The organism is Pedobacter cryoconitis (assembly GCF_014207135.1).
GTDB lineage: Bacteria > Bacteroidota > Bacteroidia > Sphingobacteriales > Sphingobacteriaceae > Pedobacter > Pedobacter cryoconitis_D.
Genome location: NZ_JACHCC010000006.1, coordinates 26,978 through 41,024, shown reverse-complemented (window position 1 = coordinate 41,024; position 14,047 = coordinate 26,978). Strand labels below are relative to the sequence as shown.

The window sequence follows — 14,047 nt, the reverse complement described above, 5'->3', positions numbered from 1 at the left end:
ACTTCAAAGCAAGACCTCCAAGAGACGGTGATGCTAAAAGTTTCTCTTCAAGAGGCGCTGGTGGTAAAACATTCAAGCCACGTGCATTCAAAGAAGGCAGTTCTAAAGAAATGCCGAGAAATGAAAGCCGTAGTTACGTAAAGAAAGACAATTTCGGTACTGATGGTGAAAGACCATTCAGAACTTTCGATGATAAAAAGAATACATCCAGAAGTACAGATAGCAGACCTTTCAGAAAGAGAGAAGAAGGTGCTCCTGCTAAACCATATTCAGGTGCACCAAGACCATTTGCACCTAAAACGTCTGTTATGCGTTCCAGAAAGGAAAGTAACAGCGTAGATGATGGTAAAATCCGTTTAAACCGTTATATCGCGAACTCTGGTATCTGTTCACGCCGTAAGGCAGATGAGCTGATCTCAGCTGGCGTAGTTTCTGTGAATGGTGTACCAGTTTCAGAACTGGGTTATAAAGTAGATCCTGCAAAAGACGAAGTACGCTACAACGGTGAATTACTTAAACGTGAAAAGAAGATCTATGTACTTTTAAATAAACCTAAAGATTATATTACCACTACTGATGACCCTCAGGAACGTCGTACTGTAATGTCATTGGTAGAAAAGGCAAGCAGAGAGCGTATCTACCCTGTAGGACGTTTAGACCGTAATACAACAGGTCTGTTATTAATGACTAACGATGGAGATTTAGCTGATAAGTTATCTCACCCAAGTTATGGAATCACTAAAATCTATCACGTAGAATTAAGCAAGAGCTTAAGCCAGGGAGACCTGAATAAAATTCAGTTCGGATTAGAATTAGAAGATGGTATTATTAAACCTGATTCTGTATCTTACGTAGCTGGTGGTTCAAAACGTGAAGTAGGTATCCAGATTCACAGTGGTAAAAACAGAATTGTTCGTAGAATATTTGAACACTTAGGTTATGAAGTTGTGAAATTAGACCGCGTAGTTTATGGTAATTTGACCAAGAAAGATCTTCCACGTGGAAGATGGCGCTTTTTAGAAGAACATGAACTGATCCAGATCAAACATCTGATCAAGTAATTATAGCCTGAATTATGAGAAAACTATTTTGTCTGTTAACCGCTTCCATCTTTTTCTTTTCTGCTCAAGCACAACAGGCAGATTATCATCTTGTCATCGGAACCTATACGGCTCCAGGTAAGAGCGAAGGGATCTATGTTTATGACTTCAATACTTCCAAAGCTTCATTTAAGCTGGAGAATGTAGAAAAGAACGTCATCAACCCAAGTTTCCTTTCGGTTACGGATGATCGCAAGTTTGTATATGCAGTGAATGAGGATGGTGCTCAAAGTGGCGTAAGCGCTTTTAACTTTGATGCGGTTACAGGTAAATTGAGTTTTTTAAATAAACAAAATGCAGAAGGTGCAGATCCTTGTTATCTGATCGCCGATCGTAAAAATGTAATGATCGCCAATTACTCCGGGGGTAGCATTGCTATATTCGGAAGAGAGGCAGACGGTTCATTGAGCAAAGTAAAACAGGTTGTTCAGCATATTGGCTCAAGTGTGAACAAAGCCAGACAAAGCAGCGCCCATGTTCACATGGTCCTGTTCAGTCCTGACCACCGTTACGTAATTTGCAACGATCTGGGGAAAGATAAAGTCTACACCTACGCATATCATCAGGATGCACAAAAAGATGTCCTTACCTTAAAAGACAGCGTAAGTATCAAACCTGGCAGCGGGCCAAGACATCTTGCTTTCAGCAAAAATGGCAAATTCGCTTATCTGGTACAGGAAATGACCGGCGATGTAACTGCTTTCAGTTATACCAATGGTTCCCTGAAAAAGATCCAGGAGACTACCATACTGGCTAAAGACTTTAAAGGAGAAAATGGTGCTTCGGCTATAGAACTCTCTGCTGATGGAAAATTCTTATACGTAAGTAACAGAGGAACTGCCAACACGATCACTACTTTCAAAGTAGAGAACGATGGCCGTCTGACCAGCAAAGGTCAGGTGAGCACAATGGGTAAAGGTCCAAGGGCTTTTGTAATTGATCCAAGTGGTAACTGGTTACTGGTTGGCCATCAGAACAGCAATGATGTTGTTGTGTTTAAACGCGATAAAATTACAGGTACGTTGACAGACAGCGGAAAAAGACTCGAGGTTGGTGCTCCGGTATGTTTTGTATTTGTACCCAAAAAATAAGAACAGATTAATAACAGAAAAAGGCCGGTTCTCTTTGTAGGGAACCGGCCTTTTTCTTTAGGTACTCTTCGACATAAGGCCACCATTAGGCCACCTTTACCCCACGTTCAGGCCACCTTTCACCTTAGGAAAAACGTGGCCTCACCATACCCGAAGGACGTCCTGAATATGGCCCGGTTACGAACAGTACCCGAACACAAAGTGAACCGTCTCTGAGCTTATAATGGTTGCAAAGCCATGTTTTTCGCTATAATTTCATTGTAGTAATCCACATAAAGTGGTAATATCTTTTTCAGATCAAAATCCTGCGCCCTTTTAAATGCATTTTCTTTAAACCTGTTTAGCACCTCGTCATTTTCCAGGATCATAATTGCTTTCGCAGCCATATCGTCTACATCACCAACATTACTCATATATCCGCAGAACCCGTCCACATTCAATTCCGGCAGACCACCTGCATTCGAAGTAATAATCGGGACTTTACAAGCCATCGCTTCCAGTGCAGCCAGACCAAAACTCTCTGTCTCAGAAGGCATCAGGAACAAGTCGGCAACAGAAAGTATTTCCTCGACCGCATCCTGCTTCCCTAAAAAGCGGACATGGTCACAGATCCCCAGATCCCTGCACAATTTCTCATTATTGGCACGGTCAGGCCCATCCCCTACCATCAGCAATTTAGATGGAATTTTATTCAGGATCAGCCTGAACATTTTAATCACATCAGATGTACGTTTAACCTTGCGGAAATTAGATGTATGGATCAGAATTCTTTCATTATTCGGCGCAATTGCCTTTTTGAAATGATCTTTTGGTTTGAGGCTGAATCTTGTAAAATCAATAAAATTCGGGATAACCCTGATTTCATTTGTAATATCAAAGTGATTGTTGGTATCCTCTTTCAAATCTTCCGAAACAGTCGTTACCCCATCCGATTTATTGATGGAAAAGGTTACTACAGGTTTGTAAGTCGGGTCTTTTCCAACCAGTGTGATATCTGTACCATGAAGCGTAGTAACGAATGGAATAAAAATTCCATAGGTTTCCAGGATCTGTTTCGCCATAAAGGCAGCAGAAGCATGTGGAATTGCATAATGCACATGGAGTATATCCAGTTTTTCAAATCTGACCACATCCACCAGTTTGCTGGCCAGTGCAGATTCGTATGGAGCATAATCAAATAACGGATAATCTCTGACTGACACTTCGTGGTAATACAGGTTAGCGGAGAAAAAATCTAACCTTGCCGGCTGACTGTAGGTAATGAAATGGACCTGATGTCCTTCATCGGCCAATGCCTTTCCTAATTCTGTGGCCACAACACCGCTACCACCAAATGTAGGGTAACAAACAATACCTATTTTCATCTGCGTATACTTAATTTTAATCCGATTGATTTAACCGCAAATAACCATACTAAAAATGAGCTTTGTGTTAAACGATTGCAATTATTTTGCCAGACACAGCTATTACTTCTTCATTTCAGCCTGAATGACCAAAAGCATCTCGTTTGGCCGCTGAGTACCAATGTAATACTCCAGCCCGTCACGGTCAGTCAGCACAACAGCATCTTTTCCGGAAGAATAAAAACGGATACTACCTTTACGGTGCAGATTATAGACCGGGTTATTGAAAAGATAACTGCTGTAAGTATCTTTTCTTACATCAGTAATACTGTTTAAATCAATTTTAACTTTTTTTGCCGTCCAGAGTCCGTCAATGATCATACTCTTGTTATGGATGATCGTTTTATACTGGATCAGGAATAAGAGTGCTATCGATATCCCTATGATACCAAAACCAACTACAAGGAATAAATCCTGTGTATTGTCACGATCTCTTTCATATACATAAGCTCCGAAACAGAAAGCTGCCATCAGCAGACGGATACATATCCTGATGTAATCGCGACCTATATATTGTTTCTCCAGAAAAGCGTATTTATTGCCCATTTAATTAAATTTCTGTTCGAATATAGCGACTTTTTTTGTTGTTGCAGTTACTTTATATCTATTGTCCTGGCGTAAACCCGCTACCCATACCACATCTCCATTGCCATTAATCAGGATTGGAATACTATCTTTTTGGGGCAGAGGTATTTTCTGATCTATAAAGAAATCACTTAGCTTTTTATAATTTTTCATTCCGATCGGCATAAAACGGTCCCCTTCCTGCCATGTTCTGATAATAACCGGAAAAATCAGCTTGTCCGCATCTACAAATGCCTTTTGCAGATTATTCTCAAAAGTAATCAGGTCAGAATAAGTAATCTCTATTGTCCGGGTACCAAAGGAAACTGCTGTGTCCGAAGAATGAATAATTTTGTTTGCATGCTCTTGCTCATCGGCAATCCTGGTCAGGATCAATTGTTCGCGGTCTACCGTTAAACGATGGCTGGCACTGTAAAATGAAGTCCCGCTTTGTTTGGTTAATGAAGTCAGTAAATCTTCTACAACTGTTTCCGTAAAATCATAAGTCTTCAGTAATTCGAATAACAGCAACCGCTTAGGGCTAAGCATCCTGATTTTCTCCAGTGAAAGATAAATCCCATCTTTCCGTTCTTCACAAATATCCATTCTTAATTCAGCGATCTTTTGCTGTAAGACCATTTCGGTCTCTGCAAATCGTAGTATATTATTCTCAAAAGTCTCTTCCAGATTGGGATTAATCTCTTTGAGCAGCGGGATTACCCCTAACCTGAGTTTGTTCCTGGCGTAGGCTGTGCTTGAATTGGAGCTGTCCTCTACAAAATCATAGGCATTAGCTTGTATCAGTTCATCAATCCCCATACGAGAAAGGAACAACAAAGGCCTGATCAGTCTTTCCCTTTTAGGCTGGATTCCATGTAAACCAGCAATACCTGTACCCCTGATCAGATTAAGCAAAACTGTTTCTATGGCATCGTCCTGGTGATGGGCTACCGCAATACAATCATAATTCTCGCGCTGTCTGAGTTCTTCAAACCAGTGATACCGTAAATCCCGCGCTGCCATCTGAGTAGATACTTTATGCAGTGCAGCATACGCTTTGGTGGCGAAGTGCGTTACATACAAAGGAACTTCAAGCTGGGTAGCCAGAGAACTGACAAAGTGTTCATCCCTTTGTGATTCTTCGGCCCTCAGTCCAAAATTACAATGCGCAATCCCGAATTTAAATCCCGCCTCTTTAAAAAGATGAGCCATCAGTACAGAGTCTTTTCCACCGCTGACGGCCAGAAGAATCCTTTGGCCAGGATTGAACAGGGAGTGCTGACGGATATAATCGAGGAAGCTTTGTAAGGGTAACATCTTCAAAAATATTTAATTAAAAATTGGTAAGCAAAAAACTAACTTTGCATTGTGCGAAAATTACACGTTTCCGGTAAAATAAATCTGTTTTTTAACATTCATGAAACAATCATGAATGTATTCTATAGTAATCTGCGATTGAAGATTGCAGCAATACTCTTGTTATTTTTATTTCCTTATAGTCTTTCTGCCCAGCAGAGAACAAAAATCATCCTGCAAAGTTCTGAAAGAAGTAAGATTATTATGAAATCGGATATTACTTATCTGCGGAAACCAGTATTCAAACAGGATAATGCAATTCTTACCTGTGACAGTGCTGTTTTTTACACTGCCAGGAATTATTTTGAAGCCTATGATAATGTCCATATCAACCAGGCAGATACCATTAATATTTATTCAGACCGTCTTAATTATGACGGTAATGCAAAAATGGCCCATTTATCAAGTAACGTGCGTCTGCTGGATAAAAGTTCGGTACTGACCACAAACATCCTGGATTATGCCATGGGGCCGAAAGTCGGGACATACGTAAACGGGGGTAAAATTGTGAATAAGGATGCCACCATTACCAGTAAAAACGGTTATTATTTTGCCAATAGCAGAGATGCCTATTTTCGGTTTAATGTGCTTGTAGTTACTGATCAGAGTACAATCAAATCCGATACCCTAAGATATAATACAGCCACAAACTGGGCTTATTTCTATGGTCCCACTAACATTAAGGAGAAAGATGGCGGGAATCTGTATACAGAAAACGGCGCTTATAATACCAAAACCACCTATGCCTATTTTGGTAAAAACAATCTTTACACTTCTGGCAGTAAAAGCCTGAAAGGTGACAGTTTATATTATGACGGACATGCCGGATATGGTAAGGCTGTAAGAAACATTGTCTTCAAAGACACCATCGATAAAATGCTGATGCACGGGCAGCTGGGCTTTTACTATAAAAAAGACCAGCGGACCCTAGTTACCAAAAATGCCTATGCCGGTATGGGGACCAGCGATTCCATTACAGTCAAGGATGTTAAAAGGCCTGATAGTCTCTGGCTCGGTGCCGATACCCTGGAGACACAGATGGTTTTACAAAAAAGCCTAAAACTGATCAAAGGGCCGGTGATCAAAAAAGACAATGAACTTGGAGAAGAGGACAGGGAAGGCAGTAAAGTTGGCAGCAAGAAGAAACCAGCTACACCTGCGCCTGGTGCTAAAACCACAAAAACACTACCAGACGATAAAAAACATCCAAAACCGGAGGTAAAATCACTTCCAGGCGGAAAGGATGGGCTCAAAAAAGACAGTTTGCAGAAAGACAGTCCTCCTTTAAAAAAGATTGATTCCCTGCAAAAAAAACCAGATCTGGTGAAAAATGCAGATTCGCTAAAGAAGAAGGGTATTATATTGAAAAGTGTAGACTCCGTACTCAAAAAGGGGACTCCCCTGCTCAAAAAGGACACTCTGAAAGGGGATAGTCTGAAACTGGCTGTCAATCCAAAAACTGATCCTGCCAAGGCAAAAAACGGGATACAGCCTACTGTGAAGAAAACTGTTAAAGATAGCGTGCCATTTAATCCGGCGGATACAATCCTGACGCGCAGTATCAAAGCTTATCATCATGTCAACGTCTTTAAGTCGAACATGCAGGCCAAGGCAGATTCGCTGTTTTACACCAGTGCGGATTCAACCTTACGCTGGTATAAAAATCCAATTATCTGGTCTCAGAATTCACAGCAGACCGGCGATACGATCTACCTGCAATTGCGGAACAAAAAGCTTAATTCTGTACAGATCATCCACAATGCTTTTGCGGTTAACGTAGATACAGATTCCGCCAAATTCAACCAGGTTAAAGGGAAGATGATTACCGGTTTTTTCAAGGACGGGGCCTTATCGAGTATGTACGTGGATGGAAATGCAGAAAGCGTCTATTTTACTAAAACCGATGATGGGAAAAAGTACGATAAGATGAATCAGACGATCAGCAGCAGGATTAAAATTATCTTCAAAAAGAATGAGATTTCGGATGTAGTACCCATCAAGGATGTCGAAGGTGCGACCACTCCTGTAGCAGACATCAAACAAGATGTGATTTTAACAGGTTTTATCTGGAAGCCCGAATTACGGCCGCGTTCCAAAAAGGATATTACCAATCCCAAGCCGCAGGCAAAAGTAAAACCATTACCCAAAAAGCCTCTGAAACCGGCAGATCCGAAAGATAAAACTATTGATGCCATCAAAGCTAAGATCCCGGGAGCAGCAGGTTTATTGGATCAGGTGACCAAAGGTGTGAATCCCCTGAAGTTAAATCAAAAGGTCGACTCCTTGAAAAAGAACGTAGACCCTTTAAAACTCATAGAGAAAATACCAGCTAAAGTGGTGGATACTGCTATGAAAGTCCTGCCTAAAGTACTTAAGCAGGCAGATTCATTGTCTAAACAGCCTGTTCTTTTAAAAAAGTAATCAGTTTACGCATCGCAATTGCCCGGTGACTGATTTTGTTTTTCTGCTCCATGCTCATTTCGGCAAAGGTTACATCGTAACCGTCAGGCTGAAAAACAGGGTCATAACCAAAGCCATGATCGCCAGATTTAGTTTCCCGGATGGTACCCTCAATTGTTCCTTCAAAAAGGAATTCTTCTCCATTTTGGATCAGGGAAATAACAGTTCTGAAACGGGCAGCCCTGTTTACCTGCCCCTGCATTTTCTGTAGCACCAGTTGCAGATTGGCTTCATCGCCTCTCTGACCTGCATAACGCGCCGAATAGATACCCGGTTCATTGTTTAAAGCTTCTACTTCCAGTCCGCTATCATCTGCAAAACAATCCAGCTTAAAGTTTTCCATTACAAACCGGCTTTTTAACCCGGCATTTCCTGCAAAGCTATCGGCTGTTTCCGGAATATCAGTTGTGCAGCCAATATCGTTCAGGTTTAACACTTCATACTGGCCTGCCAGTAAGGTGCGGACTTCGTTCGTTTTATTTATATTGTTCGTAGCAAAAACTAACTGCTTCATCATATTGAAAGTTTTTTAAGGCTGCCCCATAACATTTTCTTTCCTGCCTGATCATCTGCAAGCCCGTCCAGGTTTCCTGAAAAAACCAGTTGCGTTTTACCCTGGCTGATAATTACGTTCATTGGTTGTTCGTCAATTCCAAGAGCCAGAGGCGATACACCGAAAGCAAATACCACGTTACTGCTAAAGAAATTCTTCAGGGTTTCCAGATCCGTATTTGCATAAGCTGCGTAATTCAGCAGTGCAAAATCGTTCGCCGTTAACTGAATGGCTTTAACGATGTTTCTCAGCAGTTCCCTTCCCTTTTCTGTACTAACCTCATGCTGTCCGTCGTTAACCAGAATAAGAATGTTCTTTTGATTTTTCCCCAGGTATTTGAAGCTCTTTACCTGAGCAGCAGGAGCTGGCTCCGGCAGTGCAGGAGCATCAGAAAGTATATTCTCTTCACTATGGATCAGGTAAATATCCTCCGTAAAAAAGAGACGGAGCGCTTCAGCGCTGGTGGTTAATTGTTCACCCATGAATTAAGCCTTTTTTGGGAAATATTTTTTGTGTTAAAATTAGTTAAATATCTCGTTATAGTGCCTTAATTTATTACTTTTATACCTTTAAAATACCATTTAATCCTTTTGTGAGAAAAATCTGCTTTATTCTTGTTCTCTGTTTTTTCTACCTCAGTACTGTTGCTCAGAGCGTAGCTGTGGTTAACGGCAAGCCTATAAGCCAGAAAGAATTTATATGGGTATATAAAAAACATCGCCCTGACAACACCAGGCCAGCATTGACAGATCTGATCTCATTTTTAAACATATATATTGACTTTAAACTTAAAGTTCTGGATGCGAGAGAAGCCGGATTAGATAAGGATAGCACCTATCTTGCCGAAACCAGGAACTTTGCGAAGGCATTGCTCGACTCGGCGCCGGCAGAGGCAAAAAAAGCAGATTTTTCATTGGTCATCAATGAGTTTAACGAGGCCCTTTTGCTTTTTAATATATCTGAAAAGAAAATATGGAATGGTGTGGAGAACAATGATAAGATGATACATGAATATTATAATGCCCATGCAGACTCCTATCCTTCCCTGTCTTATGAGGACAATAAAAGTGAGGCGGCAGAAGACTATCAGAAACAGATGGAGTGTCTCTGGATAACTTCATTGAGAAAGAAATACACAGTAACAATTGATCAGGACGCATTAAGCAGGTTGATCAGATAATAATCAGACAATCAAGAATAATAGTAAATTTGCAAATAGAATATAATTGAAAATAGTATAATGAAGAAAATTTTATTGATGGCAAGCGGATTGCTCTTCTTGTTTCTAAATGTGCAGGCACAAAAGAAAAGCGTAGATAAGGTAATTGCGGTACTGGGAAGTGACGTAATTCTCCTATCTGAATTAAACCAGCAATACGTCATGTACCTGAATTCAGGAAATCCGGTTGATGAAAAAGTAAAATGTTATATCCTTCAACAAATGCTGGTTCAACATTTATTAAAGCAACAGGCCAACATTGACTCTGTGATGGTGGATGACAAACAAGTGGATGATGAGCTGGATAAAAGGATGCGTTATCAGATTCAGCGTGCGGGTGGCCAGGATAAACTGGAAGAATTCCTGAACCGTTCTGTTTTGCAGTACAAGGATGAGTTGAGACCAGATGTAAAGGATCAGCTCCAGGCCAATAAAATGCAGGGAACGATTACAGAGAAGGTAAGTATTACCCCTATTGAAGTAAAGAAATATTACGATACTTATAAAAAAGACAGTTTGCCTGATATTCCTGCGGAGTATGAAGTAGGAGAAATCGTGCTTAATCCTGAGTTGACAAAATCAGAGAAACAACGTTTTTATGATAAACTTGATGCGATCAGACTTCGTGTAAAGAGCGGAGAAGATTTTGCCTTCCTGGCTAAAACCTATTCTGAAGATCCGGGTTCGGCTGCCGAAGGTGGTGATTTGGGTTTCTTTGACCGTACCATGATGGCTAAAGAATTTACAGCTTTTGCTTTTAAACTGAAACCAGGAGAGCTTTCCCCTGTATTTGAGACAGAGTTTGGGTTCCATATTTTACAGGTTGTAGAGCGAAGGGGTGAGCAGGTTCATGCCCGTCACATTTTGATTCGTCCGCAAACGACGCCACAAAGTTTAGACCGTGCGAAGCTACATGCTGACAGTGTTTACAATAATGTTATTGCCAATAAACTGAGCTTCTCGGCTGCGGCTTCTCTATATTCAGCGAATAAAGACTCTAAATATAACGGGGGTATGTTATTGTATGCCGATAACGTGACTGCGAGAACCACTTTTATTCCAGCTGATAAATTAGATCCTAAAGTATTCCTTGTGGTTGATACCATGAAGGTAGGTGAAGTGTCTAAACCAGTGCCTTTCACAGGTGCAGATGGAAAAGAAGGTTATAAGATTATCTTATTAAAATCTAAGATCCCACCACATAAAGGTAATCTGGATCAGGATTACAGTAAGTTCAAGGAGAAGGCTGAGCAACAGAAAAAGGATCGTGTGATGAGCGAATGGTTTGAGAAAAGAAGGAAGAATACCTATATTAGAATCGATCCTGATTATAACTCATGTGATGAATTAAAGATCTGGACTAAACCAACCGAAGCAGAAAAGAAATAAATATGCATTACGAGAACGACAAGCTGGCAGTTGATGCCCTCCACCAGTTTTACAAAGATATCAGAAATGAAATTGGTAAAGTCGTTATAGGACAGGATGAAGCTGTTAAGTCAGTATTAATCTCTATCCTGAGCAATGGACATTGTTTACTCGTAGGTGTTCCTGGTCTGGCGAAGACGTTACTGGTTCAAACCGTAGCTGATGTACTGGATCTGAATTTTAACCGGATACAATTTACTCCGGACCTGATGCCAGGTGATATCATTGGCACAGAAATCTTAGGAGAAGACAGGACTTTTAAATTCATTAAGGGTCCTGTCTTTTCTAATATTGTCCTGGCAGATGAGATTAACAGGACTCCTCCTAAAACCCAGGCTGCCCTGCTGGAAGCCATGCAGGAAAAATCCGTTACTGCAGCCGGGCATAAGCACATTTTACCCAAACCCTTCTTTGTACTTGCTACCCAGAACCCTATTGAACAGGAAGGAACATATCCTCTTCCTGAGGCTCAGCTTGACCGTTTCATGTTTAACGTTCAGCTCACCTATCCTACATTCGAGCAGGAACTCATTATCGTCAGGAATTCGACTGGTAATAACCCCGTAACCCTGAAGAAACTCATTAACGCCGATCAGATTCAATTTTTCCAGCGATTGATCAAAACTATACCTGTTACCGACAACGTCCTGGAGTATGCCGTAAAACTAACTGGAAAGACTCGTCCCGGCAGTCCTTTATCAACCCCGGAGATTAACCAGTATGTGAATTGGGGAGCCGGTCCGAGAGCGTCCCAGTTCCTTATCTTGGGCGCGAAGTGCCATGCAGCTATCTCTGGTAAATACGCCCCTGACATAGAAGACGTGCAGGCGGTTGCTGAGGCTATCCTCCGCCACCGTATCGTAAGAAATTACCGTGCTGAGGCAGAAGGTTTGTCCGTAGAAAAGATCATTCAGAACTTGCTATAACGGTCCACAGAATATACCTTAAAAAATGGATTCACATTTTGATAAATACAGGCAAGAGTTAGATAAAGAGAATCTGACAACCTTTGAAGATTTAGAAAATCTGATCAGGCCATTAATCAGAACGGCCACAGAAATTGAAGTTTCCAAGCCATCAAAACCAAAAGCTAACACCCAATTACTGTCTCATTTTGGTGGGCAGCCTTATTTTGAGGAGGGAGAAGAATGGCCGAAAACAAAAAAGGGTAAGAACCTAAATTTTATCTTTCAGATCTACAATAATGGTGGGATTAACCTTCCGGGTAATCTTAAATTAGTTCAGTTTTTTTACGATTGGGATGAATTTCCATGGGAAACTGAAAACGATGGTTGGTTAGTAAAAACCTATACCACATTAAACACCAGCCAAATCATAGAACATGCTCAGCCAGCTGAATTAGAAACCACTAAATTTTGCGAAGTAAACTTTAAATCTGTACAATCATTACCTGATTGGGAAGGTATTGGAACGTATAGTAAAAATGCTTCTAACCTATCTTGTGTTTTAGATGAAGATGAGCCCTGGGGTAATTACCAAAAGGCAGTAGAGAAACTAATAGGCGAGCAGGAATACAGGAGTCAGCTAGGAGGTTATCCGATGTGGGTTCAGGGAGAGGACACCCCCGTAAAAGAGGGAGTTCCAATGAAATTATTATTTCAAATTGATTCAGAAGACAATGCCGGGATAATGTGGGGGGATGTTGGATTAATTTACGTTTTTTACAATGAAGCTTCTAATCTGGTAGAATTTACTTTACAATGTCATTAAATTAATTTTTCTATTCAGCTGTGCATAACCTATTCTGCACTTAGTCTTGTATATCCTTTCCGTCCAGGGAGCTGCGTTTTCCTTCATTTGGTATTTCGCGGGAACTGCCAGGAACAGAAAAACCCTGTGAGATCAAAAAAACGTATGCTGTTTTTTAGGCATTCGTGCCATTTTTCATGGTACGACCGGCCTAAAAAATAGCATACGTTTTTTTAAGATCCCTAAAGAATTACTTCTTAACTGGCAGTTCCAGTGAATTGAACAAATTAGGAAAATCAGTGATAATGCCGTCGACTCCCAGTCCTACCATGTATTCCATATCTTTCAGGCTGTTCACCGTCCAGGGCACTATTTTGATCCCTGCGGCATGACATCTGTCGACCAGCCCTTTACCTACAAGCACCGAGTAAGGGCTATAAAAAGTAGGTGTGAACCCCAAGTCCTTAATATTATTATCAAAATCCTCCTTTTCATCGATCATCAGTGCCGTTCTGATTTTCGGGTACTTTTCATGTACATATTGCAGACATCTGATATCAAAAGACTGGACAATTACCCTTTTTTCCATTTTCTTTTTCATGATCACATCCATTACAAGCTGAGAAAACTCCCCAGGTTCGGGATGAAATACCGAATCGCCTTTGCGGATAGTTTTAATCTCAATAGCATAATTAGGTTTAGGCAGTTTATGCAGTTTAACATACGCTTCTACCGAGTCTATCACCTCAGTAAGTAAAGGTTTATAAGTTTTGTACTTCTGCTGCCCTGGAAAACGCTTATGCACCTTATCCCCTACATCAAACTTGCGGATCTGCTCATAATCCATTTCGTACATATTATACTTTTTCTCGTCTTTCAGTGGAATTTCCTTCCCTTCAGGAGTCAGACTGATCTCATTGTTAAAATAAGGTTCATGAGAAAGCACTACCTGTTTATCTTTAGAAATCACCACGTTCATGCCCAGTGTTGTTACCCCAAGATCAAGGGCCCTTAGCATTCCACCGATCGTATTTTCAGGCATTAATCCCCTCGCCCCGCGTTGGCCCTGCTTGTCAAAAGTCTGTGCATAAGTCTGCAGACAAAGTAGCAAAGCAGATACAAATAGTATGTGTTTCTTCATATTTCTTTTCTTTAAAGATTTA

13 protein-coding genes are annotated in these 14,047 nt (G+C 40.8%); 7 read left to right on the top strand and 6 right to left on the bottom strand.

Annotated elements, in window-relative coordinates; translation table 11 throughout:
* Together HDF25_RS11885 and HDF25_RS11880 are read left to right on the top strand one after the other, a co-directional pair.
* Nucleotides 1–1,061: pseudouridine synthase (locus tag HDF25_RS11885; RefSeq protein ID WP_260409364.1), on the top strand; the 1,061-nt coding region annotated here is incomplete at its 5' end.
* Nucleotides 1,062–1,075: 14 nt separating this feature from the next.
* Nucleotides 1,076–2,191: a lactonase family protein gene (locus HDF25_RS11880; RefSeq protein WP_184624987.1), complete on the top strand. Its 1,116-nt coding sequence runs from the start codon at nucleotides 1,076–1,078 to the stop codon at nucleotides 2,189–2,191.
* Between the two features lie 218 nt (nucleotides 2,192–2,409).
* Here HDF25_RS11880 and bshA read toward each other — a convergent pair whose 3' ends face one another.
* The 3 genes from bshA to tilS form a co-directional block, all read right to left on the bottom strand.
* Nucleotides 2,410–3,555 carry an N-acetyl-alpha-D-glucosaminyl L-malate synthase BshA gene (gene bshA / locus HDF25_RS11875; protein WP_184624986.1) on the bottom strand — a complete coding sequence of 382 codons (1,146 nt, stop codon included), beginning with the start codon at nucleotides 3,553–3,555 and terminating at the stop codon, nucleotides 2,410–2,412.
* A 102-nt stretch (nucleotides 3,556–3,657) separates the two neighbouring features.
* A complete protein-coding gene (locus tag HDF25_RS11870; protein ID WP_041883721.1) occupies nucleotides 3,658–4,140 on the bottom strand; it encodes a hypothetical protein in 483 nt (160 codons plus the stop codon).
* Nucleotides 4,141–5,475, bottom strand: coding sequence for a tRNA lysidine(34) synthetase TilS (gene tilS / locus HDF25_RS11865; protein WP_184624985.1), 1,335 nt, complete (start codon nucleotides 5,473–5,475; stop codon nucleotides 4,141–4,143).
* 111 nt (nucleotides 5,476–5,586) lie between these two features.
* Here tilS and HDF25_RS11860 point away from each other — a divergent pair, with 111 nt between their 5' ends.
* Nucleotides 5,587–7,935 carry an OstA-like protein gene (locus tag HDF25_RS11860; protein WP_184624984.1) on the top strand — a complete coding sequence of 783 codons (2,349 nt, stop codon included), beginning with the start codon at nucleotides 5,587–5,589 and terminating at the stop codon, nucleotides 7,933–7,935.
* On the opposite strand, the gene HDF25_RS11855 is transcribed toward HDF25_RS11860, so the two are convergent.
* Nucleotides 7,907–8,488, bottom strand: a complete 582-nt coding sequence (locus HDF25_RS11855; protein ID WP_184625554.1) for a non-canonical purine NTP diphosphatase — start codon at nucleotides 8,486–8,488, stop codon at nucleotides 7,907–7,909. The genes HDF25_RS11860 and HDF25_RS11855 overlap by 29 nt on opposite strands.
* Complete coding sequence (locus HDF25_RS11850) at nucleotides 8,488–9,009, bottom strand: hypothetical protein (RefSeq protein WP_184624983.1); 522 nt, start codon at nucleotides 9,007–9,009, stop codon at nucleotides 8,488–8,490. The genes HDF25_RS11855 and HDF25_RS11850 overlap by 1 nt, the downstream gene beginning before the upstream one ends.
* A 110-nt stretch (nucleotides 9,010–9,119) precedes the next feature.
* Between HDF25_RS11850 and HDF25_RS11845 the strand changes: the two genes are divergently transcribed.
* Genes HDF25_RS11845 through HDF25_RS11830 form a run of 4 tightly spaced genes read left to right on the top strand, consistent with a single transcriptional unit; the run spans nucleotide 9,120 to nucleotide 12,905 of the window.
* Entirely contained in the window at nucleotides 9,120–9,707 is a 588-nt protein-coding gene (locus HDF25_RS11845) for a hypothetical protein (protein WP_184624982.1), read from the top strand.
* 60 nt (nucleotides 9,708–9,767) lie between these two features.
* Nucleotides 9,768–11,135 (top strand): peptidylprolyl isomerase, encoded by a 1,368-nt coding sequence (locus HDF25_RS11840; protein WP_184624981.1) that lies wholly within the window; start codon nucleotides 9,768–9,770, stop codon nucleotides 11,133–11,135.
* Nucleotides 11,136–11,137: 2 nt separating this feature from the next.
* Nucleotides 11,138–12,100, top strand: a complete 963-nt coding sequence (locus HDF25_RS11835) for an AAA family ATPase (protein ID WP_184624980.1) — start codon at nucleotides 11,138–11,140, stop codon at nucleotides 12,098–12,100.
* A gap of 25 nt (nucleotides 12,101–12,125) precedes the next feature.
* Nucleotides 12,126–12,905, top strand: coding sequence for a DUF1963 domain-containing protein (locus tag HDF25_RS11830; RefSeq protein WP_184624979.1), 780 nt, complete (start codon nucleotides 12,126–12,128; stop codon nucleotides 12,903–12,905).
* A 229-nt stretch (nucleotides 12,906–13,134) separates the two neighbouring features.
* On the opposite strand, the gene HDF25_RS11825 is transcribed toward HDF25_RS11830, so the two are convergent.
* Nucleotides 13,135–14,025, bottom strand: a complete 891-nt coding sequence (locus HDF25_RS11825; protein WP_184624978.1) for a glycerophosphodiester phosphodiesterase family protein — start codon at nucleotides 14,023–14,025, stop codon at nucleotides 13,135–13,137.
* Between the last annotated feature and the right edge of the window lie 22 nt (nucleotides 14,026–14,047).

What these genes read in the sequence shown, in the direction of transcription:
- HDF25_RS11830 (WP_184624979.1), top strand. Translation starts at nt 12,126, where the DNA reads ATGGATTCACATTTTGATAAATACAGGCAAGAGTTAGATAAAGAGAAT.
- HDF25_RS11870 (WP_041883721.1), bottom strand. Translation starts at nt 4,140, where the DNA reads ATGGGCAATAAATACGCTTTTCTGGAGAAACAATATATAGGTCGCGAT.
- HDF25_RS11825 (WP_184624978.1), bottom strand. Translation starts at nt 14,025, where the DNA reads ATGAAGAAACACATACTATTTGTATCTGCTTTGCTACTTTGTCTGCAG.
- HDF25_RS11855 (WP_184625554.1), bottom strand. Translation starts at nt 8,488, where the DNA reads ATGAAGCAGTTAGTTTTTGCTACGAACAATATAAATAAAACGAACGAA.
- HDF25_RS11860 (WP_184624984.1), top strand. Translation starts at nt 5,587, where the DNA reads ATGAATGTATTCTATAGTAATCTGCGATTGAAGATTGCAGCAATACTC.
- tilS (WP_184624985.1), bottom strand. Translation starts at nt 5,475, where the DNA reads ATGTTACCCTTACAAAGCTTCCTCGATTATATCCGTCAGCACTCCCTG.
- HDF25_RS11840 (WP_184624981.1), top strand. Translation starts at nt 9,768, where the DNA reads ATGAAGAAAATTTTATTGATGGCAAGCGGATTGCTCTTCTTGTTTCTA.
- HDF25_RS11835 (WP_184624980.1), top strand. Translation starts at nt 11,138, where the DNA reads ATGCATTACGAGAACGACAAGCTGGCAGTTGATGCCCTCCACCAGTTT.
- bshA (WP_184624986.1), bottom strand. Translation starts at nt 3,555, where the DNA reads ATGAAAATAGGTATTGTTTGTTACCCTACATTTGGTGGTAGCGGTGTT.
- HDF25_RS11880 (WP_184624987.1), top strand. Translation starts at nt 1,076, where the DNA reads ATGAGAAAACTATTTTGTCTGTTAACCGCTTCCATCTTTTTCTTTTCT.
- HDF25_RS11850 (WP_184624983.1), bottom strand. Translation starts at nt 9,009, where the DNA reads ATGGGTGAACAATTAACCACCAGCGCTGAAGCGCTCCGTCTCTTTTTT.